This is a genomic window from Microcoleus sp. AT3-A2, assembly GCF_036705685.1.
Lineage (GTDB): Bacteria > Cyanobacteriota > Cyanobacteriia > Cyanobacteriales > Microcoleaceae > Microcoleus.
The window spans coordinates 36,692-57,375 of the sequence record NZ_JAUBVF010000023.1; the positions used below are offsets into that span (position 1 = coordinate 36,692).

At 46.6% G+C, this 20,684-nt stretch carries 24 protein-coding genes; 10 read left to right on the forward strand and 14 right to left on the reverse strand.

What is annotated here, in order from left to right:
• Complete coding sequence (locus tag QUB37_RS15020) at nucleotides 1–435, reverse strand: hypothetical protein (RefSeq protein ID WP_333163243.1); 435 nt, start codon at nucleotides 433–435, stop codon at nucleotides 1–3.
• Between the two features lie 64 nt (nucleotides 436–499).
• Nucleotides 500–2,257 carry a serine/threonine-protein kinase gene (locus tag QUB37_RS15025; RefSeq protein WP_333163245.1) on the reverse strand — a complete coding sequence of 586 codons (1,758 nt, stop codon included), beginning with the start codon at nucleotides 2,255–2,257 and terminating at the stop codon, nucleotides 500–502.
• 631 nt (nucleotides 2,258–2,888) lie between these two features.
• On the opposite strand from QUB37_RS15025, the gene QUB37_RS15030 reads away from it, so the two are divergent.
• The 3 genes from QUB37_RS15030 (at nucleotide 2,889) to QUB37_RS15040 (ending at nucleotide 5,246) form a co-directional block, all read left to right on the forward strand.
• On the forward strand, nucleotides 2,889–4,319 hold the full coding sequence (locus tag QUB37_RS15030; RefSeq protein ID WP_333163247.1) for a form I ribulose bisphosphate carboxylase large subunit: 1,431 nt from the start codon (nucleotides 2,889–2,891) through the stop codon (nucleotides 4,317–4,319).
• 136 nt (nucleotides 4,320–4,455) lie between these two features.
• The gene (gene rcbX / locus QUB37_RS15035; protein WP_333150391.1) at nucleotides 4,456–4,866 is read left to right on the forward strand and encodes a RuBisCO chaperone RbcX; all 411 of its coding nucleotides are present in this window, start codon (nucleotides 4,456–4,458) and stop codon (nucleotides 4,864–4,866) included.
• 44 nt (nucleotides 4,867–4,910) lie between these two features.
• Nucleotides 4,911–5,246 carry a ribulose bisphosphate carboxylase small subunit gene (locus QUB37_RS15040; RefSeq protein ID WP_333163249.1) on the forward strand — a complete coding sequence of 112 codons (336 nt, stop codon included), beginning with the start codon at nucleotides 4,911–4,913 and terminating at the stop codon, nucleotides 5,244–5,246.
• An 80-nt stretch (nucleotides 5,247–5,326) separates the two neighbouring features.
• Here the strand turns inward: QUB37_RS15040 and QUB37_RS15045 are convergent, their stop codons facing one another.
• The 3 genes from QUB37_RS15045 to QUB37_RS15055 form a co-directional block, all read right to left on the reverse strand.
• The gene (locus QUB37_RS15045; RefSeq protein ID WP_333163251.1) at nucleotides 5,327–5,971 is read right to left on the reverse strand and encodes a restriction endonuclease subunit R; all 645 of its coding nucleotides are present in this window, start codon (nucleotides 5,969–5,971) and stop codon (nucleotides 5,327–5,329) included.
• A 177-nt stretch (nucleotides 5,972–6,148) separates the two neighbouring features.
• Nucleotides 6,149–6,397, reverse strand: coding sequence for a hypothetical protein (locus QUB37_RS15050; protein WP_333163253.1), 249 nt, complete (start codon nucleotides 6,395–6,397; stop codon nucleotides 6,149–6,151).
• Between the two features lie 10 nt (nucleotides 6,398–6,407).
• Nucleotides 6,408–7,631: a hypothetical protein gene (locus tag QUB37_RS15055; RefSeq protein WP_333163255.1), complete on the reverse strand. Its 1,224-nt coding sequence runs from the start codon at nucleotides 7,629–7,631 to the stop codon at nucleotides 6,408–6,410.
• A 220-nt stretch (nucleotides 7,632–7,851) separates the two neighbouring features.
• Here QUB37_RS15055 and QUB37_RS15060 point away from each other — a divergent pair, with 220 nt between their 5' ends.
• Nucleotides 7,852–8,121, forward strand: coding sequence for a hypothetical protein (locus QUB37_RS15060; RefSeq protein WP_172187985.1), 270 nt, complete (start codon nucleotides 7,852–7,854; stop codon nucleotides 8,119–8,121).
• A 127-nt stretch (nucleotides 8,122–8,248) separates the two neighbouring features.
• Here the strand turns inward: QUB37_RS15060 and QUB37_RS15065 are convergent, their stop codons facing one another.
• A complete protein-coding gene (locus tag QUB37_RS15065; protein ID WP_333163258.1) occupies nucleotides 8,249–8,623 on the reverse strand; it encodes a hypothetical protein in 375 nt (124 codons plus the stop codon).
• A 711-nt stretch (nucleotides 8,624–9,334) separates the two neighbouring features.
• Between QUB37_RS15065 and QUB37_RS15070 the strand changes: the two genes are divergently transcribed.
• Both QUB37_RS15070 and QUB37_RS15075 read left to right on the forward strand, forming a co-directional pair.
• Nucleotides 9,335–9,568: a hypothetical protein gene (locus QUB37_RS15070; protein WP_333163260.1), complete on the forward strand. Its 234-nt coding sequence runs from the start codon at nucleotides 9,335–9,337 to the stop codon at nucleotides 9,566–9,568.
• 481 nt (nucleotides 9,569–10,049) lie between these two features.
• On the forward strand, nucleotides 10,050–10,619 hold the full coding sequence (locus tag QUB37_RS15075) for a Uma2 family endonuclease (protein WP_333163262.1): 570 nt from the start codon (nucleotides 10,050–10,052) through the stop codon (nucleotides 10,617–10,619).
• 7 nt (nucleotides 10,620–10,626) lie between these two features.
• Here QUB37_RS15075 and ruvC read toward each other — a convergent pair whose 3' ends face one another.
• The 5 genes from ruvC to QUB37_RS15100 form a co-directional block, all read right to left on the reverse strand.
• On the reverse strand, nucleotides 10,627–11,160 hold the full coding sequence (gene ruvC / locus QUB37_RS15080) for a crossover junction endodeoxyribonuclease RuvC (protein ID WP_333163264.1): 534 nt from the start codon (nucleotides 11,158–11,160) through the stop codon (nucleotides 10,627–10,629).
• 95 nt (nucleotides 11,161–11,255) lie between these two features.
• Nucleotides 11,256–12,371 (reverse strand): magnesium chelatase ATPase subunit I, encoded by a 1,116-nt coding sequence (bchI, locus tag QUB37_RS15085; protein ID WP_333163266.1) that lies wholly within the window; start codon nucleotides 12,369–12,371, stop codon nucleotides 11,256–11,258.
• A 126-nt stretch (nucleotides 12,372–12,497) separates the two neighbouring features.
• A complete protein-coding gene (locus QUB37_RS15090) occupies nucleotides 12,498–12,803 on the reverse strand; it encodes a DUF4926 domain-containing protein (RefSeq protein WP_333163268.1) in 306 nt (101 codons plus the stop codon).
• 8 nt (nucleotides 12,804–12,811) lie between these two features.
• Nucleotides 12,812–13,153, reverse strand: coding sequence for a DUF6883 domain-containing protein (locus tag QUB37_RS15095; protein WP_333163270.1), 342 nt, complete (start codon nucleotides 13,151–13,153; stop codon nucleotides 12,812–12,814).
• A gap of 123 nt (nucleotides 13,154–13,276) precedes the next feature.
• On the reverse strand, nucleotides 13,277–15,799 hold the full coding sequence (locus QUB37_RS15100; protein WP_333163272.1) for an EAL domain-containing protein: 2,523 nt from the start codon (nucleotides 15,797–15,799) through the stop codon (nucleotides 13,277–13,279).
• 302 nt (nucleotides 15,800–16,101) lie between these two features.
• Here QUB37_RS15100 and dapB point away from each other — a divergent pair, with 302 nt between their 5' ends.
• The 4 genes from dapB (at nucleotide 16,102) to QUB37_RS15120 (ending at nucleotide 18,469) form a co-directional block, all read left to right on the forward strand.
• Nucleotides 16,102–16,929, forward strand: coding sequence for a 4-hydroxy-tetrahydrodipicolinate reductase (gene dapB, locus QUB37_RS15105; protein ID WP_333163274.1), 828 nt, complete (start codon nucleotides 16,102–16,104; stop codon nucleotides 16,927–16,929).
• Nucleotides 16,930–17,136: 207 nt separating this feature from the next.
• Nucleotides 17,137–17,847 carry a phosphate ABC transporter permease gene (locus QUB37_RS15110; RefSeq protein ID WP_333163276.1) on the forward strand — a complete coding sequence of 237 codons (711 nt, stop codon included), beginning with the start codon at nucleotides 17,137–17,139 and terminating at the stop codon, nucleotides 17,845–17,847.
• Nucleotides 17,848–17,919: 72 nt separating this feature from the next.
• Nucleotides 17,920–18,156: a DUF4160 domain-containing protein gene (locus QUB37_RS15115; RefSeq protein WP_333163278.1), complete on the forward strand. Its 237-nt coding sequence runs from the start codon at nucleotides 17,920–17,922 to the stop codon at nucleotides 18,154–18,156.
• Nucleotides 18,137–18,469: a DUF2442 domain-containing protein gene (locus QUB37_RS15120; protein ID WP_333163280.1), complete on the forward strand. Its 333-nt coding sequence runs from the start codon at nucleotides 18,137–18,139 to the stop codon at nucleotides 18,467–18,469. Before QUB37_RS15115 ends, QUB37_RS15120 begins: the two co-directional genes overlap by 20 nt.
• Before the next feature lie 83 nt (nucleotides 18,470–18,552).
• On the opposite strand, the gene QUB37_RS15125 is transcribed toward QUB37_RS15120, so the two are convergent.
• From QUB37_RS15125 to QUB37_RS15135, 3 genes are all read right to left on the reverse strand, one after another.
• Nucleotides 18,553–19,020: a GNAT family N-acetyltransferase gene (locus tag QUB37_RS15125; protein ID WP_333163282.1), complete on the reverse strand. Its 468-nt coding sequence runs from the start codon at nucleotides 19,018–19,020 to the stop codon at nucleotides 18,553–18,555.
• Between the two features lie 33 nt (nucleotides 19,021–19,053).
• Nucleotides 19,054–19,677, reverse strand: a complete 624-nt coding sequence (locus QUB37_RS15130; RefSeq protein ID WP_015179019.1) for a precorrin-8X methylmutase — start codon at nucleotides 19,675–19,677, stop codon at nucleotides 19,054–19,056.
• Nucleotides 19,678–19,826: 149 nt separating this feature from the next.
• A complete protein-coding gene (locus QUB37_RS15135) occupies nucleotides 19,827–20,633 on the reverse strand; it encodes a TPM domain-containing protein (RefSeq protein ID WP_333163285.1) in 807 nt (268 codons plus the stop codon).
• Nucleotides 20,634–20,684 lie beyond the last annotated feature (51 nt).

Sequence of the window (20,684 nt, forward strand, 5' to 3'; positions counted from 1 at the left end):
TCACAGTCCACAATTAGAAATAAACATTTCGCGTCTAATTGCTGACCATTCACTAATGCCGATCCGATCGCTTTTGGGAATGGGCTGTCCGGTTCGTTGAGGATGGCGACTGTAAAAAATTGTATCTGCAAGTAAATCGTAGGTTTCTTCGTAGGTTTCGCCGTTAATTGTCGTGAATTCCCATCCTGTATTTCCTGGGGCGGGCCTAAAGCAGACTTCTTGTACCGACTTGACTCGCGGATCGATCGCTTCGCGCAATCTCCGCCATTGATTGCTATATTCGCGATCGCCCGCTTGGAGTTTGCGATTGTTTAACTGAGGATTAACCCTGTAGAATAAGAAATCGGTCAATTGATCGACGGCTTGTTCTCGCGATTCGGCTTTGGCTAGATTGGGGCTGCTGAGGACAAGGGCGATCGCCAGAGAACAAACCATTGAAAATCTTGAGAGAGACTTAATTGATAACAACTTGATTATCATAGTGATTTGGTGTTAATTCCTACTTCCAGCCCAACCACCGCAACAAAGGCACAACCAAATAATGGCTGACTCCCAAACAAAGCCCGATCGCACTTCCCAACAAACCAAAAAACATAATCGAACCCCAAACTTGCAGCCAGCCGAAGGTAACGTTAGACAGTGACAAAATCCCAAAGAAACTCCCCGGAAAAATGTTCCACGCATTCAGCAACAGAAACATTCCCGTAGAGAAAACAGCCACTACCAAAGCGTGAACTAATTGATGGCTCCGCAAACCCATTCCCACAGTCAAAGAGGCGATCGCAAAAGCTCCCAAAATCACCCCCTGCACACCACTAGAAGCTGTTGCTTCCATCCAGCACAAACCCGCCAACAAATAGCCCTGAGCTCCCATCAATCCAGACAGCCAATACTGTTTTTGCTGGCGAAAACTCCCCGCATCCGTCAAACCGATCGCAGTTCCGAACCCCGCAAACCCAAACAGCAGCACTTCCGGCCCCACAGCGAAAGTGATGTTAGGAATTAATTGCTGCAAACCTTGATTCAGAAAACTGGCAATTTCCTGACCTATAGGCGAAGCATAGCCCAAAACCAAACCGCCGATCGCCCCCGCAGTTCCACCAACGGCACCCAGCACCATTTCCCAGCCCGTATCCAGAGAAGCTACCACGATTTGGGCGATCGCGCCGAACAGCACAACCATCAAACTTCCCGTTTTTTGCGCCCCCGTCACCACTACTTGCCGACAGAATTCTACAATAGCTTGACCCATTGGGGCGATCGCGATTTTGCCCTTACTCCTAGCATAAATCTCCTGCAAACGCGCCCGAACATCCCCAGCCGTCGCCGGACGTTCCCGCACGTTCGATCGCACCATATCGTCCAACAAATTAGCCAAAGGCGGACTCACAGATACAATGTGGCGCCACCGCAACTCTCCCGTCATCGGATCTTCAATTTCCGCCGGATACTTCCCCGTCAGCAAATGAATACAAGTCCGCCCCAGCGCATAAAAATCCGTCGCCGGCACCACACCGCCGCCCACAATTTGTTCCGGCGGACTGTACCCAGGCGAAATCAACCGCGTCGAACTCGGAGAATCTTTCCCCACCGGTTCGACACCGCCCATCTGTTTAACTCCCCCAAAGTCGATCGTCACCAATTGCAGTCCGCCCAAACCCTTGCTCAGCAATACTTGGGGCGATTCCGGGTCTCGCAGCATCAAATTTGAGGGTTTAATGTCGCGGTGAATAATCTGACTCCTGTGCAACTCCTCTAAAATTTCCACAGCTTGACTCAGCCAACTAAACACCCATTCCTGCGGACATCCTTGAGGGTGCTCGTCGAGAACCTCTTCTAAAGTTTTGCCGTGAATCTTTTCCATTACCAAACAAGGCAGCCGCTTCGCCGCAGGATTTCCCTCGCCACCTGCAAAATTTTGCGTTTGGACGTGAAAATAACCGTCAGGATCGACTCTAGGAACGCCGGGGTGCCGCAAAAGTGCCAAAACCCAAGCTTCTTGCTCGAACAGTTTCAGCGCTTTCGGGGCAGTTTCGAGCAACACTTTCAGGACGCGCTCGGTTTGAGTTTCTTTGTCCCAAACTGTGAAAATCGCTGCAAAACCCCCGGAACCGAGGCTTTCTAGAGGCACGTAGCGATTTTTTAGCTGCAGCGGAGCCCCGCAACTATGACAAAAATTGTTGCCCCAAGTCTGAGGGTAGGGCCTTGGGCAATCTGGATTGATGCAGTGGACGGCTTTTGAAGGGGGGTGAGGCACAACCAGAGTAAAAATGGGACTAAATATCCATACTAGACTTACGCGCAGTTAACGCAGAAACCAGGTTTTCAGCGAGGTTAAATTGCTGTAACGACGGATTTGGTTTGAGAAACAAGCTTGCTCTTGCTGCACAAGCCCTGTCCATATTATGTGGTATCCTGTGGATTTTTGAGTTAGCGGTCTCAGATTTACGGGATTTTAGATTTGGGATTTTAGATTGCTACATACTGAATTGTAGTTGAGATTGATCGGGCGATCGATCTTAACTCCCAACCACAACTTTAGGTATTTCTAACTACTTCCCTCTGGCTCATTACCCATTACCAATTCTGATTTTTAAGTATTAAATTCTTTACATAAACCGTATTGATCCGCTGTTCGGCTTGCTGCACCATATCTTTCGCTCGCTCAAAATTCCCCCTCCGCTCTCCGATCCCCAGCCTTTCCTCCTCCATCCTTCGTCGCTTGGATTTTATAAGATATGTTACAAAGATTTTCGGAATGTAAAGCAAAATAAACAATACTTATGATGATAAAAAGAATATTAAAATTTGAGAGTGCCATTTTGTTGATATATTTTTAACAGCCTGCGATCGGGCAAAAAAATTAAGCGAATACTAGGAAGCGAGATATGGCTTACGCGCAAACCCAAACTCAATCAAAGGCTGGGTATAAAGCCGGAGTTCAAGACTATAAACTAACGTATTACACGCCGGACTACACGCCGAAAGATACAGATATTTTGGCTGCCTTCCGCGTCACACCGCAGCCGGGAGTTCCCCCAGAAGAAGCAGGCGCTGCTGTGGCTGCTGAATCTTCTACAGGTACATGGACAACTGTTTGGACTGACCTCCTGACCGACCTCGACCGCTACAAAGGTCGCTGCTACGACATCGAACCAGTTCCTGGTGAAGACAACCAATACATCTGCTTCATTGCCTATCCTTTGGATTTGTTTGAAGAAGGTTCCGTCACCAACTTGCTGACCTCTTTGGTCGGTAACGTGTTCGGTTTCAAAGCTCTGCGTGCTCTGCGGTTGGAAGACTTGCGGATTCCCATTGCTTACCTGAAAACCTTCCAAGGCCCTCCTCACGGTATTACCGTTGAGCGGGACAAATTGAACAAGTACGGTCGTCCTTTGCTGGGCTGTACAATTAAACCCAAATTGGGTCTGTCTGCTAAGAACTACGGTCGTGCCGTTTACGAAGTTCTGCGCGGCGGTTTGGACTTCACCAAAGACGACGAAAACATCAACTCGCAACCGTTCATGCGCTGGCGCGATCGTTTCTTGTTCGTTCAAGAAGCTATTGAAAAAGCCCAAGCAGAAACCGGCGAAGTCAAGGGTCACTACCTCAACGTAACTGCCCCTACCTGCGAAGAAATGATGGAGCGGGCTGAGTTCGCTAAGGAAATCAAAACCCCCATCATCATGCACGACTACCTGACCGGTGGTTTCACTGCAAACACCACCTTGGCCAAATGGTGCCGCCGCAACGGTATTTTGCTGCACATTCACCGCGCCATGCACGCAGTTATCGACCGTCAGAAAAACCACGGTATCCACTTCCGCGTGCTTGCCAAGTGCTTGCGGATGTCCGGTGGCGACCACCTGCACTCCGGTACAGTTGTGGGTAAACTCGAAGGCGAAAAAGGCATCACGATGGGCTTCGTAGACTTGATGCGCGAAGACCACATCGAAGAAGACCGCAGCCGCGGTATTTACTTCACCCAAGATTGGGCCTCCATGCCCGGTGTCATGCCGGTTGCTTCTGGTGGTATCCACATCTGGCACATGCCGGCTTTGGTGGAAATCTTCGGCGACGACTCCTGCTTGCAGTTCGGCGGCGGCACCTTGGGCCACCCTTGGGGTAACGCACCTGGTGCAGCAGCTAACCGCGTTGCTTTGGAAGCTTGCGTCCAAGCTCGTAACGAAGGCCGTAACTTGATGCGCGAAGGCGGAGACATTATTCGCGAAGCTTGCAAATGGAGCCCTGAATTGGCTGTTGCTTGCGAACTGTGGAAAGAAATCAAGTTTGAGTTCGAGGCAATGGATACCGTTTGATGATTTTGGGTTTGAGATTTTAGGTTTTAGGTCGCAAACTTGCTGGGAAGTCTTTATCTTTGAAGAAGATTTACTTGTAAGTTTGCATCCAAAATCTAAAATCCAAAATCTAAAATTTGAGGGAGCTGGGGTCAAAATGGATCTCAAACAAGTTGCGAAAGACACCGCTAAGGTGCTGGCAAGTTACCTAACCTATCAATCCGTGCGGATGGTGGTCGCTCAGTTGAGCGAAACCAATCCTCCTCTGGCAATCTGGTTGAACGACTTTTCCACTAAGGGCAAAATCCAAGATGGAGAAGCTTATATTCAAGAGTTGCTTTTGGAAAATCAAGATTTAGGCTTTCGGATCATGACTGTGCGAGAGTATCTGGCTCACGATGTGACGGAATTTTTGCCAGAAATGGTTTGTACTGGCATTCAACAGGCGAATATGGAACACAGACGCCAGCATTTAGAGCGAACTACGCAACTTAATTGGTCTGTTTCTAGCAGTCATCCTGAAACATCAATAGATTCTGAACCGAATCTGGATAATTTGTCGAGTTAATTGATCGACAAGTGCGATCGAACACACACCTTAGAGATACAAAAATGAAGACTTTACCTAAAGAGCGTCGTTACGAAACTCTGTCCTATTTGCCCCCGCTGACAGACGCGCAAATTGCCAAGCAACTCCAGTACATCCTGGATCAAGGCTACATTCCCGGCGTAGAATTCAACGAAACCTCTGCCGCTGAAATGCGCTACTGGACTTTGTGGAAGTTGCCTTTGTTTGGTGCTCGCAGCGTCCAAGAAATCATGGCAGAAGTTCAAGCTTGCCGTCAAGAAAATCCTACTTGCTACATCCGCGTTATGGGTTTTGACAACGTGAAGCAGTGCCAAGTGCTCAGCTTCATCGTCCACAAGCCGAACACCAGAGGCTACTAAAAAGTATTGGCTGGCTAATCTAACTTTTAGGTTAACAGTCATTGCAGATGGGAGGCGGGGAATTTTCTCTGCCTCTTTTTTTATAGTTTGCAAATAGCTTTTAACACTTGCAACAACAAAATTGAAGAGTCGGGTTCCATCAGGTTTAGCAAAGGCATTAGCTGATAGGTTGGGTTATTGCCCCCCTGAATATTGACGAACTGATAGTGCATTCCGTTTGTTGTCAAACCCCAAATTGTGTCTTGATATTTTAAACTTTGATAAGCATAGGTTAGCAATTGGGATAAACCCATCAATGCGTTGATTCCAGAATTTTTACTTTCAATCACCAAAACCCAAAAATATGTATTGCTTCTGATGGGTTTTATCCTGTTGACAGCTAAGATATCAAACCGTCCTTTAATGATTGTATCTTCATCTTCAATGCTAATTTCGGCGATGTCTTGTTCTAAACTAATTTTAATCGGGCGGCGGTAGAAGCCAGCCAATCGCATGAGGGGAAAGGTAGTCAGAGCTTTTACCAGTCCTTCAGAAACCCTATCAGTTGAAATGTAGTCATCGAAATCATCCCTAATTTGTATAATTTCCTGCTGTTCGTGTTCTGTGATATCTTCAAGAGATAACAGAGAGGTAAACGAGTTAGTGTACTGCTTTTGAAAGCCGAACAGACGGTGTACTTCTGCTAATGTTAGGTTTTTGGCATTGGCATTAATAGTTGTCGTCATATTTTAATAGTTATTTAATTTTTAGTTATAATTATAACATAGACATTGGGGTAGTCAATTTGCACCATTCTTAGGAACAGGCTTTTCGGCCCGTTCCACAATATATCAAGTGGTAGGGTGCGTCGCCATCGAAGATATTTAAATCCGAGCAAAAATCTCATAGCGACGCACCCTACCTTATTGAAGACGATCGCAATCTATCCTTTCCATCACAATCCCATCAACTACTTCATAACCCCAATTAAGATGTCGATTTGCCAACTGCTGGGCCATGTCATATTCGCCCAAATTGCAGAGTTCAACTAACTTTTGATATCCTTCATCTCTTTCTCGCTGCAACCTTTCCCGCCGCAGTTTTTCTCTCTCTTCCTCAGACGGATTTGGTCGCTCTTCTCCCAGCGGATTAATATCGCTAACTCGTTTCATATCAGCCTCATTAAAAAGGGATTGATTCGACTATTTCACCGTCAACTATTTCGTAGCCCCATTCTGGGTTGGCAGCGATTTGTTTTTCAACAATACTTCGACCGAGAGGAGTTTTGTAAGCTTTTTGCAAAGAGGAAATACTGGGGATTTCGGCAGGGGCGGGCAGCTCTTTTTGTTCGTTTTTTTGCGGTTCAGCAATTGTTTCAGATGTGGAGTGATTTAATGCCGATTGAGGGGCGATCGCCCCTAACTTTCGCATTACACTATCCTTGGTGATTTGTGGCTTTTCGTTGAAGGAAGAGGGCAGATATGGTGTGTCAACGCCCTGCTGTTTTGCTTTGAGTGCATCATCGGCAATACGATCGCACTTTCGCAAAAATCCCTCCCACAAATCTTTGCCCAAAACCGGGTTTCTCAAGTCAGCACGGGCTTTAGAGACTGCTGCTTCCAGCGGTTCGCCTTTGTGCACGTAATACTGAATTCGCTCCTCTTCAAAAGCAGGATAAGGCACTTCCGGCTCGATTTCCCAATCCCGCTGGAATTTCTGACTTTCTCCTAAAGGGATTCCGGCGATAAATTCATCCCAAAAAGTCGAGGTTAAGCCTTTTGTCATGCTGTCAATAATTTTAAATGCCCATCCAGAAGGATTGCCAAATCCTAGATTACGCTCTTGAGCATATCCTTCTAAAGCTCGCTGAAAGTTGTGCAGTTGTTCTTGAGAATTCCAAGGGCCGCTAAATCGGTAATGAGGCGTGACAGCAACGGCTATTTGCTGGCGGGGTTGCCCGAAATATTTGTCGGTTTTAACTACATGATTTGGGGGTGATGTTTCGCGGCAGATTTCAACAGGGTGATTGTGACTTTCGCGGCTTATCTGTGTTATGGTATCTGGCGGATTCGGTGTCCAAAAGTTATTGAGTTTTTCCTCGAAAGCGTCAATGTCCGCCCAGAGTTCTAGGGTGTCCGTGTTGGGATTTGTTAATTTTTCTTTCAGGAGCGATCGTACTTTAAGTTGCTGTCTCGCTAATTCCTGTTCTTCCTGATTTAAACCAGTGGCTTTTTCTATTTCTGCGCTGTTAGTTTTCACCCATTCGCCGGAGTAGGAATGTTGTGCTTGCCATTGCAATAATTGGCACAGAAAAATACTGGCTGTGACTCCGCCAGTGATTTGGGCTAGTTTGGGATAGTAGATGGCGGGGTTTCCTAGATTTCCTAAAAATATTCCTATTTTCATTTTTTATATTCCTAATTCCCTTGAATAGTAGGGTGCTCTTCGGCGCACCTTACCTCGACTAAACTAGCATTGAGAAACTTAATCTTTTCTTTAAACTTCTGTCTATTCCTGACTGAATGGAGTTTCTAGAGGAAAGACGGGGATCGCATATTTGATCGCCTGATTGACAGGACTGAGTTAAACGTAATAATAAATTATTTACTGTACAGATCCTCCCAAAATGAATCCAGAACGCCAAGAGGCTTATTTGAACTTAATCGAGCGAGTGCTTACTTGCCCCAACGGCCAAGAACCAGAGGTTTTGAGTTCGTGTTCCGATTTAATTGATGCGGGATTTGTGCAAATGCTAATCCAGATATCGGCTTCAATGGCCCGCGAAGGTGACGAAGATACTGCTAATTTTTTAGTGCAACTTGCTCGTTTGCTGGGGAAATCTTTGGGTTTGTCGCCGGATTTGGTGCCGGCTGGGTACAGTAGTGCACAGGGGTAGAGAAAAAGTGCGTTAGCGAAGCCCTCGAAGAGGATCGCCTCGTTGTATCATGTTTTGAGAAATGAGGGCGATTCCCTACCCTTCGGGATAGCTTCGCCTCACCTACTTTTTAAATGCAGCGATGGCTTTACAGTTTATATTCGAGAGGCTCGCAAAAATCATCCACCCCAGTTTTAAATACATAAATAATCACCGACGTTACCAAAATATCAGGGCAAATTTTTGCGGCAACTAAATCTCTAAATGCTGCATTCAATTGTCCGTTTGTCAACTCTTCTTTAACCTCTGATTTGCAGATAGCAACGCGGCATCTTTTGGCTAATCCGTCTAACCAATTTTCTGATATATTCGGTTCTTGTCCGGCTTGAATTGCTAGAGATATCGCTGCATCTTCGATGTTACCTTCGCAATCTTCGATTGCGTCTAGGGCTTTTAGGGCTGCGGGATATTCGGCTAATTGCGAGCGAAATTGGGCAATTTGTTGTGAGGTAATAATCACCATATTATTTTCCTGGGCTCTCTGTTGGTGGGATAAGTTTAGCAATTAAAGTTGCTATTATAGCATTTTTTTTGAGGTTGGGATTGATTGTTTGAATTTTATCACTGGTGCAATAGTTCAATGTGGTTTCAACCCCCGTCTCATAGCGGAGTCCGACGAGGGTTGAAAGCCCGGCCTCATAGCTGAAGTCCTCTCAAGAGGACTGATGAGAAGGATTTAAAAGCTAATTAATCATGTTCAAAATGTCATCCTTAATTAACATTTTGTACCTCTTCAGTCCTCTTTTAGAGGACATTCGCTATGAGACATCGGTTTCAACACCTGGCGGACTTGGAGATAAACTATTGATTAACATTTTGTACCTCTTTAGTCCTCTTTCAGAGGACATTCGCTATGAGACAGGGGTTTCAACCCCAGGCGGACTATGGGACTAACGACAAATCTTGATGATCGCCTTTTCAACCTCTGGCGGACTATCCGACTGACGACGAATCCCAGCAATTGTTGCTACAATCAAAAAAACCAACCGCCTCAAAATGTCACCAATGTTGGATAAAATATGGCGATTCCTCAAACAATTAATTCAGCGGGTGCTCCGCACTTCTCTACAGCATTTTAACCCACCCTTACGCCCCCTTGGTAAGGAGGAGAACAAGAAGGATCAAATCTTTCTTCCAGCCTTAGCAAGGGGGGACAGAGTGGGTTCCTCCAACTTTGACTGATGCGGAATACGAGGCGAAGTTGATGGAATTTATCGAAGGGGTGAATGAGGGCTGGGGAAGAGGGGATGTTGCGAGATTCTTAATCGCAAAACGCATTAAAAATGGTGATTTGGCAGCTTGGTTGCGGAGGTTTGGCGATCGATTTTTGCAGGGCGGGGGCGGGCACGGGGGCATCGCCGCTACGGATGCGGTGGTATCGCTTGAGGTAATAAGCAATGTGATTTAGTGAATTTTAAAAGGGAGATATCCTCCTCTAACAAACTTTTAGAATTCATCAGATTATCCTGAAGCCTATAACAATTGGGGCGTTAGCCTGGGTATTTTAGGATTGTTTGAACAAGAGAGTGTCTCCTATGACAAAGCCTTATAAATCAAACCAGATTACCACTTTTATCTAAAAACCGGATAATAAAACTTAAAAAATTAGGAATTATATAAGGGTTAATTCTTCGTCAAAACTGAGATATTGCACCATTATCAATAACTCTTATATGGGCTGGTTATCCTGCCCAACCCTACTCCTTACCCGAAAATCTACTATTTGTGAAACAAGCCGGAAAACCTATTCTAGAGAATGGTGCAACATATGATTTAAAACACACATTATCAATAAAATGGCGCTAAAATAGATTAATCGGCGATTGAAATCGCTTCTACACATACAACAAAGTCCGTCTGCGCGGACTAAAGAGAGGAAAGATAAGAAAATGACAACCATTATTTTAAACTTAGATACTGTCGAACTAACAGATGAACAGTTTTACCGTTTATGCCAGATAAATCGAGATTGGCAATTTGAACGGACACCTAAAGGAGAAATCATTATTATGTCACCAGTAGGCGGAGTCAGCGGCAATCGAAAAGCCTATTTAATTACAGATTTGGGCTTGTGGAACCGTAAAATGCAGCTAGGGAGAGTGTTTAGTTCTTCTACAATTTTTCGCTTACCTAATAATGGCTATCGATCGCCTGACGTGGCTTGGGTTAGCTTAGAAAGATGGTCTGCTTTAACAGCAGAAGAACAAGAGAAATTCCCGCCAATTTGTCCTGATTTTGTCATAGAATTGCGATCGCGACCAGACCCCCTGCGGCCACTTCAGGAGAAAATGCAGGAGTATCTAAACAGCGGTTTACGCTTGGGTTGGTTAATTAATCCTCTAGACGAAAAAGTGGAGATTTATCGCCCTTCTCGCGAAGTAGAGATTGTACAATTTCCTGTAAGTTTATCGGGAGAAGATGTCTTGCCCGGATTTGTTCTTAATTTGCCGATGATTTGATATTGCATCAAAGTTTCCCTGTTTCCAACTGTATTTTCTTCGGACAAATATCATCATCGTACCAACCAGTCAAAGCCACCGCCAAAGCATCCGCCGCATCGTCGGGTTTCGGAATGTAACCCAACTCCAACTCCCGCGCCACGGCCTCTTGCACTTCGGACTTATCTGCATTACCCCGGCCGGTCAAAGCTTGCTTAATTTGAGCCGGCGTAAACTCGAATAACGGCACTCCACGCTGCGCCAATACTAGGGTCAAAACGCCCCGCGCTTGCGCTACAAGTATGGTATTTCCCATCTTGTAAAAGAACAGTTTTTCGGCAATTGCTAGATCAGGTTTAATCTGTTCAATTACCTCGTGCAAATCGTCGTAAATTGTTTTCAAGCGCTGTCCCATTTCCTGTTTTGGCGTTGTTTGTATGACGCCGCAATCAATCATGGAAACGCTGTTTTTATCTTGTTTGCCGGGGACAATTTGACAGGAAATTGCCCCGTAGCCAAGATTTGCTAAGCCCGGATCTAATCCTAAAATTCGTTTTTCCATTGCCAGAATTAGTAATTGGAAATGGGGAATTAGGTATGAAAATTTGGGAAGGTTTCATCACCACCAATTACCAATTACCAATTACCAATTACCAATTACCCCTCAGTTGTTTCTAGGCCGAATACCCGATCGAACACTTTAGTCACTTTATACCCCGAATCTATTGATTCTAGCGGGTCTTTCCGCAACCGGTGCCGCAAACACAGAGTCATCACCCGGCGAATATCGTCCACTGTGACCTCTGTGCGGCATTCCAAAGCCGTGAAAGCTTTCGCAGCCCGATTTGTGACCAAATCGCCCCGCAGCCCGTCTACGTCCAATTCCGCGCAAACTTGGGAGATTTTTACTCGCAAATCTCGATCGATAGTTACCGATTTCAACCTTTCCTGAGCTTCCACCAACTTCTGCTGCATATCATCTTGTTCGTGCTGATATTTCGCGAGAAACTCCGGCGGATTTTGGTCAAAACTCGATCGCTGTTCGACAATTTCCACTCTTAAATTCGGGTCTTTTACAGTCCGAATTTCTGCGTGCATCCCGAATCTGTCGAGCAACTGCGGCCGCAATTCTCCTTCTTCTGGATTCCCGGAACCGATTAAAATAAACTTAGCCGGGTGGCGGATCGAAATGCCTTCTCTTTCCACAGTATTCCAACCGCTGGCGGCGGAGTCGAGCAAAACATCGACTAAATGATCGTCGAGCAAATTGACTTCATCAACGTACAGAATGCCGCGGTTAGCTTTAGCTAAAAGGCCGGGTTCAAAAGCTTTAACTCCTTCCGACAAAGCTTTCTCGATGTCGATCGTACCGCAAACTCGGTCTTCGGTAGCGCCCAGAGGTAAATCTACCATTTGGACTTTCTTGCGGGCGATTTTAATGTCAGTTTGAGATAAAGTGCGATCGCGCACCTCATCACTCATCAAATCTGGATCGCTGGGATGACTGTTAAAAGGATCGTCAGCCACCACCTCAATTTCTGGCAGCAAATCAGTGAGGGCGCGGATTGTGGTAGATTTACCAGTACCTCGATCGCCCATAATCATCACCCCGCCAATTTTGGGATCGATGACATTCAACAGCAGCGCCAGTTTCATCTCCTCCTGGCCAACAATTGCAGTGAAGGGAAAAACAGCGCGGCGGGCTGGGGTAGCGGTAACGGTTGGTAGAGCGCCCGCATTTAGGGTATTGCTGACTTCGGCAGTAGGACTCACAGGATAACTCAAAATATAATAATTGCTTGTTTATTGTGACATATAGGTGGACAACAGTCGATCTGCAGCCTTGAAATCCAAGTACAGAGTTTGTCTGATTCCTCTCAAAACCCCGCCAAAAACAGACTATTTCTGAGACACAGAACGCGCAAACTCTAAAATTTGTTGCTGACGTTCATCAGACAAACGTTCAACCATCGCAGCTAATAGCTCAGATACAGACAACCAACGCCTTTCTTTCGACTTCCAAACAACTAAAAACTGCTCGGTAGACAGAGTACACAAAGCTATCGTTTCGCCAGAGCTATCGCTAAATTCTACCTCGTAATTTCCATCATCATAACAATCTACAATTGCCCCTCTAACACCCTGGTGCAAATTAGATTCAGGCAATTTTACTAACAATTCGACTATATCAAATAATTCTGGCACGATCGTGCTTACCTCCGAACGAATAGTGTTACCAGTCTCGCCCCATTACTACCCGGTTCTACGATCCAACCTGTACGGACAATCCCCTGCTGTCCCTGTGCGCCCAGAATTTCCAAGTCTACAGTATAGCGCTGTCCGTGTTTGTCATTTAGTCCTAAAACTGCTTCAGCATCAAGAGTTTTAGCTGAAATTTGTGCTAACAGCAATTCATAGTTGTCTTGGCTAAATCCTAAACGACGCTGAAAAATTACAGCTTTATCGCTACCGACTGGATTATCTAAATTAAGAGCATACTCTGTTAATTTTCGAGGATCGATAACGAGATGGCTGACAAATTCTTTCAGCTTCATGTTTGTTTACATAACACTAATTTTAGCATCCAACAGATTAAAGAGCTGTTTTGGGAACCCCATCGACTTTCAATTTTAGCTCTAACGTACAATAACTAATAACTAATAACTAATAACCCACAACTACCACAGCGGCTCGGAAGCCATCAAAGCAGTCGCAGCCTCGCTCGGTAACGGCTTAGCAAAAAAATAACCCTGACCGTACTCACAGCCGATCGACCTCAACCTAGCTAATTGTGCTGCCGTCTCCACACCCTCAGCAATCACATCCATACCCAAAGCATGAGCCAGCGCCACAATCGTCCGCACGATCGCCACATTCTCCCCCTCGCTTTCGATCTCCATTCGCCCCACAAACGACTTATCAACCTTCAAAGTATCCGTAGGAAACCGACTCAAATAACTCAACGACGAATAACCAGTGCCAAAATCATCAATTCCCAACTTGACATTTAACCCTTTCATCTGCTTTAAAACCGCGATCGCCGACTCCACATCATCCATCACCACACTCTCAGTAATCTCCAACTTCAAACTTTCGGCACTCAAACCCGTTGTTTGCAAAATCACCTGAATGCGATCGACCAAATCCGGCTGAGCAAACTGCTTCCCAGATAAATTTACACTCATAATCAAAGCTCGATCGAAACCAAACATTTCCTCCCACAGCCGCAACTGCCGGCAAGCCTCCTCCAGCACCCACTCACCCAGCGGCACAATTGCCCCCGTTTCCTCAGCCACCGGAATAAACTTCACCGGTGGAATCAAACCCCGCAGCGGGTGTTGCCAGCGTACCAAAGCCTCAAACCCAATAATCCTCCCGCTTGCCAAAGATACAAACGGCTGGTAGTGCAGTAAAAACTCCCGACGCTTGAGGGCCATCCGCAAATCCGTCTCCAACTGCAACCTCTCCACCGCCAAAGCGTGCATCGAAGCATTAAACACCTGATACCTTCCCGTTCCCAAAGCCTTCGCCCGGTACATCGCCGTGTGGGCGTCCCGCAGCAAGTGTTCCGGCTGTTCCCTGACAGTAGCAGCGGGTTCGCCCCCCAGGGCAATCCCGATGCTCGCAGTCACAAACACCTCCTGCCCCTTCAACTCAAAAGGTACAATTAAAGCTTGGTGAATTCGAGTGGCCAAATCCACGGCACTTTCAACATCAACATTCCTCACCAAAATCGCAAAATCATCACCCCCCACCCGCGCCACAGTATCCCCGGAGCCAATAATCGCCCTCAACCGCAGCACCACCGCCATCAGCAGTTCATCCCCCACCAAATGACCCAAAGAATCATTAATCACCTTAAACCTGTCTAAATCTAGAAACAGTACCGCAAACTGATCGCTGCGCCGGCCCCTAGTATTGGCGATCGCCTGCCCCAAGCAATCCACGAACAAATCCCTGTTGGGCAAACCCGTTAGAGAATCGTGAAAAGCATCGTAAAGCTTCCTGTAAGCACTGACACCCAAACCAGTCACCACCAAACCCAAAGTCGGCGACACTAACGGTACCCACCCACCCCCAATAAAAATCCCATAAGTAATCCCCAACAAACCCATCAATCCCGCACCCCCAGCCAATCCGGCCCTCGCAGGATGCTGAATCCGCCAAGCCAAAACCCCGCCAACCATCGCCCAAGCACCGTTCCACAAAATTTCCGCCCATTCCGGCCACACCCAAAACAGCGATCGTCCATCCAAAACCGCACTCAATATTTGGCTGAGCATTTGCGCGTGCAGCAACACCCCCGGCATTTTCGGACTTTGCTTTTTAACCGGGCTGTAAGGCGTCAAAAACAAATCTCTGGTACTCGGTGCCGTCGTCCCGATCAACACAATCTTGTCCTTAACCCAGCTTGGGTCAATTTCTCCCTTCAATACCTGCCTGATACTGACTTGTCGCGCCACCTCCTTACCAGAACGGTATTTGAGCAGAATTTGGTAGCCTTTGGCGTCGAGATTTGCATAGCCGCCACTGTCAGAAGTTAAAGGCACAAATTCTGCCTTTCCCCAGTTGATTTGGTGGGGATGAACAGCGCTATTTTTCTGCTGTACTCTGTCTTTGAGATACAGCAAAGCCACTTGCAAAGAAAACGATAATGCAATCTTTTTGTCTGGTTGCGAGACTGAGAGCAAATTGCGGCGTACAACGCCATCAGGATCGAGCACGAAGTCGTTAAAACCAACTCGATCGGGCGGTATCCCCGGAGGCGCAGGCACTCCCGGACTTTCTGAATCGCTCAATTGGTTGATCGCCACCACATTCGGTGCTTTCAGCCCGGCCAGCAATTTTTCGTGTCCCGGCGCTTGAGGCAAATCCCGGTACAAATCCAAACCGATGACTTTTGGCTGATACTTTTGCAATTTTGCCAAGGTTTGAGCGATCGCACCGTCGGAAATCGGAAATCTCCCCAAAGCTTGAATATCGGCCTCCGAAATTCCCACTACCAGCAGTCGCGGATCGGGCCCCGAATCTGGCTGCAAGCGCACTAACGAATCAAAACTCGCCAATTCCAAGCTTTGCAGGCCTCCCAACTCCCGAACTCCCATATTCAGCAGCGTTACAGTCGCGCCCGCAAGCATTGCAGGCAAAATCCTGACCCGTCGGTTTTGAGAACTCAGGTTGAGGCTAGTTGCCACAGACATGACATATCGAAGATTTCGAGAAAATTTGGCAGTCACAGAAAAAATATGTCGGTGCAAATTAGCTTTGCACAAGTCTGTTCTTACAGAATTGAGCTTAATATGAGATTGATTGTAATTTTTTCAGAACTTGTGCCACAACCGAGTTTCTTTAAGCTAATTACTCGATTTGGCAAAGTATTTCTCGAATGGGAACCGGGTTTTTGAAGATTTGCCGACAAATCCTGTCTTTCATTCCTTGTTTCCCCAAATTCGCACAAGCGTTAAAATTTAGTCGATCGAACTTTCAGGATATTTTTGAGATTATGGCGAATCAACTTCCGATTCCGGTGATTGTTAACGGTGCTGCAGGCAAAATGGGCCGCGAAGTAATTAAGGCGATCGCCCATGCTAGTGACCTGACCTTATTTGGGGCTGTAGACCGCTCTCCTGAGTACCTCAACGCCGATGCCGGCGAATTAGCCGGATGCGGCCCGTTAGAAGTTCCCATCACTGACGACTTGCAAGGAATGCTGGTATTAGCAGCTCAGGAAAAGCAGTTAGGGGTGATGGTAGATTTTACGCACCCTTCGTCAGTTTATGAAAACGTGCGATCGGCTATAGCTTACGGCATTCGCCCGGTAGTCGGCACTACGGGATTGAGCAGCAAGCAAATTGCAAAATTAGCTGAATTCGCTGATAAAGCGAGCACTGGGTGTTTGATAATACCCAATTTCTCGATCGGCATGGTTTTGCTCCAACAAGCCGCCGTCACGGCATCTCAGTATTTTGAACACGTAGAAATTATCGAGCTGCACCACAATCAAAAAGCCGACGCCCCCAGCGGTACGGCAATTCAAACTGCCCAAATGCTAGCAGAAATGGGAAAAACTTTCAATCCGCCAGAAGTTGAGGAAACCGAAAAATTAGCCGGAGCGCGAGGTTCAGTAGCAGATGAAGGGATTCGCATTCACAGCATCCGTTTACCCGGTTTAATTGCCCACCAAGAGGTAATTTTTGGCGGCGCCGGTCAAGTTTATACTTTACGACACGATACGAGCGATCGAGCTTGTTATATGCCAGGAGTCTTGCTGTCTATACGCAAAGTCATTGAACTGCGATCGCTCGTTTACGGCCTGGAAAAGATATTGTAGTCATTAGCCATTAGTCATTAGTCATTAGTCAACAGTCAACAGTCAACAGTCAACAGTCAACAGTCATTGGTAATATGGAATTAATCTAACTTCTGACTTCTAACTTCTGATTTCTGACTTCAACATCAATCCGTTAAAACCCTTATATAATCCGCTGCCAAACAGACATCCGTTGTATCAGTTACAAAATCTGTTGCCCAACTTCCTATGCTAATTCCCTTAACCCGCCAAACCTTTCAAGAACTAATTCCCGCCGTCGCCACGGGAGTCCAATACAAATATTGCTGGGGGAAACCGCCCGATTTCTTGAGGAGAATGTTAATCTCTGCGGTTATCGTAATTCTCGTGCTGGTTGTCTACAGCTTCGTCGGTTCCGATATCGGGCCGCTAGTTTTAATCACCGGATTGATAGCTGGTTTGTACTGGCTGTGGGGGCCGATTTTGTGGGCGAGTTTGCGGAATGCAGAATGCCGCAAATATCAATACTGCGGTTTTTGGCAAGGACGAGTTTTGGATATTTACATCACAGATGAAGTCACAAGTCAAGAAGAAACAGTCAATCAAAAAGGACAACTCGTAATAATTGACAACCTAGAACCGCGCATCAACTTAGAAGTTGGCGACAAAACCGGATTTACCACTACACTTCGAGCTCCCTTGCGGAAAGAACACCAAGGAATTGTCCCCGGCCAAGCTGCTTTAATGTTAATCATGTCAAATCAAGAAGATTTAGGCAGAATTGCCAAAGTTTCAGATATTTATATTCCCAGCCGTGACGTGTGGGTGAGCGACTATCCTTATCTGCGTAGGGATTTGTTTGTCGAGATGAGCCAACAGATTAAAAAAGGTAGAAAAAAAGACCGCGATCGCACTAATCAAAGCAGAGATGTAAAAAGGCGATCGCCCGCTGATGATTAATATTGATCGTAGCGACAAATTTAAGAGCGATTTCAGGTGAAAATTAGGACAAAATTCACAAGATAGCAGCTAATGCCTACGGTTCTTCAGGTTGGCCCCTACAGTTTCATCTTTTTTAGTTCCGATCGAGGCGAACCAGCCCACATTCATGTTAAGCGCGATCGGCAACTTGCCAAATTTTGGATGAATCCTGTATCTCTAGAAAAAAATCGAGGCTTCAAAGAGCATGAATTAAACCAGATCGCTCGTCTTGTAGAGGAATACGAACAAACATTGTTGGAGGCTTGGGATGACTACTTTGATCCTTGAAACAGAACCCCTTGTAATTAAAGTCACGGTGACAGACGAAAAAGTGATTGTGGACTTAGCTGATGGTCGCAGTTTGAGTGTTCCCTTAGCTTGGTATCCCCGTTTGTGGCACGGTTCCCCGGAGGAAAGACATAATTGGCAGCTACTTGGAGACGGTTATGCAATTGAATGGACTGATTTAGATGAACACATTGAGGTTGAGGGTTTGCTAGCTGGCAGACGTAGCAATGAAAGTCAACGCTCGCTTGAACGTTGGTTAATAGCCCGCAACACTGCTCGAAGTAATCCAGAACGACTGATAACTAATGACTAAGTAAACCAACCTAAAAAAATAGAACACCAATAGTTAAGCGTCATTGCGATATTTTCAAGAAATACACCAAATTCTAGAAGCGATCAAGCGAGCTTTTTCGTCATAAACACGCTATTGGGGTCATCAATATATTCAGCAAAGGGGCCTCGGTACTTAAACCCATACCGTATATACAAGGCTCGTGCGGGGGCGAACTCAGGCAAAGCCCCTGTTTCCAAATTCAGGCAATCGTAAGCACGCTGTTCGGCTTCTTTGATGATGTGTTCAAGAATCTTCGAGGCGATACCTTTACGGCGGTGAGCCTTGGCGGTACGCATTGATTTGATTTCACCACTTCTTGAATCTAGTTCTTTCAGTGCTCCGCATCCGAGTAATTCATCACCCTCCCAAGCCGTCCAAAAAGTAATATCGGGCGATCGCAATGCTTCTAAATCAAGAGCATGAATGCTTTCAGGGGGTGTAATCTCTTTCATATTTTCGAGATGTTCGCCTAGAAAGTCAGCAATCTTTCTACCTGTCAGGTCATCTTCGCGAATTTGCAATCGACTCATCTACTTAATTTGCTAGAGAATTTTGCTGCTTACTCAACTATTCCCCTCTTGGCCGTAAGCCTGCCAAGCCAAATCCACCAGCCCGTTAACAATAGCCACAGCTACCACCGCAGAGCCCTTGCGGCCCTCAATCCGAATGTGAGGAATCATCGAATCATGCAGCCGCGACTTAGCCACGTCAACCCCTACAAACCCAGAAGGAGTCCCAATTACCAAAGCCGGTCGAATTTCCTCAGATTCAATCAAATCTACGATCGCCGACAAAGCAGTTTGAGCCTGGCCCACCACAAAAATCCCTTCAGGATAGCGTCTTGCCAAAGTTTCAATCCCCCAAGCCGCCCGCGTCCTTTCCTTTTGGGGGCGCGTCAAAGCCTCCATCGAACAGTAAACCGGATTCGCAAACGTACTTTGGATCAAGGGCGTAATGCCCACCTGCACCATTGGCACATCTACCACGATCGTAGTCCGGGCAGCCAAAGCAGCCGCCCCAGCCTGCAAAGCCTGATCGGAAAAACTAATTAAAGACTTGTACTCAAAATCAGCAGTCGCATAAATCACGCGGCGGACTATTTCGTACTCCGCCGCTGAAAAACCGTGGTCGCCAATTTCGTTATCGATTAATCCCAGACTCTGGGCATCGCTTACGTGCCATTCCATTTGTTGGATAGCTGTCGCCTGTGAGTTGTCAGGTATCAGCTTACCAGCTTTTAGTCATTTGTTGACTGTTGACTGTTGACTGTTGACTGTTGACTGTTGACTGGCAACTGCCAACTGGCAACTGCCAACTGACAACTGCCAACAAATGACTAAGTTTCCGACGACGACGAAGATTTGCCCAACACCGGAGTCAGGAATGCCACCAAAACTCCGATCGCAAAACCGGACACATTCCGAACCACAGGCAACCAGTCAGAAGTCCGAGTCACCACCGGCCCAAGTCCGAAAGCGAAAAACAGAATGCCCCACAGCGGCGAAAAAATCAGAGCCCACTGCCAAGCCACAACCTGTCCCGGCTTCCGAGGCTGAGCCGCAAACCCGCAGATGACGCCGCCAACCACCGACGTAATTAACGTCAGAACCCACTGTTCCCTCGGCAAACCGGGAACCACGCGGCATCCGCCTTGACGCAAACAGCCTTCTATAGACTCCAAAGATTCAATAATCGCTCGATCTTCGCCATTGTCCCGCACAAAAAATTGATTACCGTAGCGGGTTTGCAGTTCCACCCAAAAAGTGCGTGGCAGCAGCGGATACAGCGAGTCGCCCACATTAAAATTGAGCAAATTGCCCCCTCGGGGGTCAGCAACTAATAACACACTCTTGTCATCTAGCCCCCAATAGCTTTTGACAGCCAAACCGGGCGTGCGATCGTACTGAGTCAGCACTCGCAATTTCCAGCCGGTTTCGGCTTCAAATGCCTTTAAATTTTTTGCCAAATTTTCTTCTTCAATATCCGTAAGCGCTTTAGCTAAGTCAATGATCGGCGTCTGAGTTGACGGCAACAAATCGGGATTATTGAAAGCGTGGGCCGCAGGTGCGATCGTCCACACGGACAAAGCCAGAAAAAATGCGGCAACAGAGGCTAGAAATTTTCGCGGGAAAAGCTGTGACATAGGAACTTATAATCCGGGTCTTAATTGTGAATGCTAGCTGGCGGTCTTAAC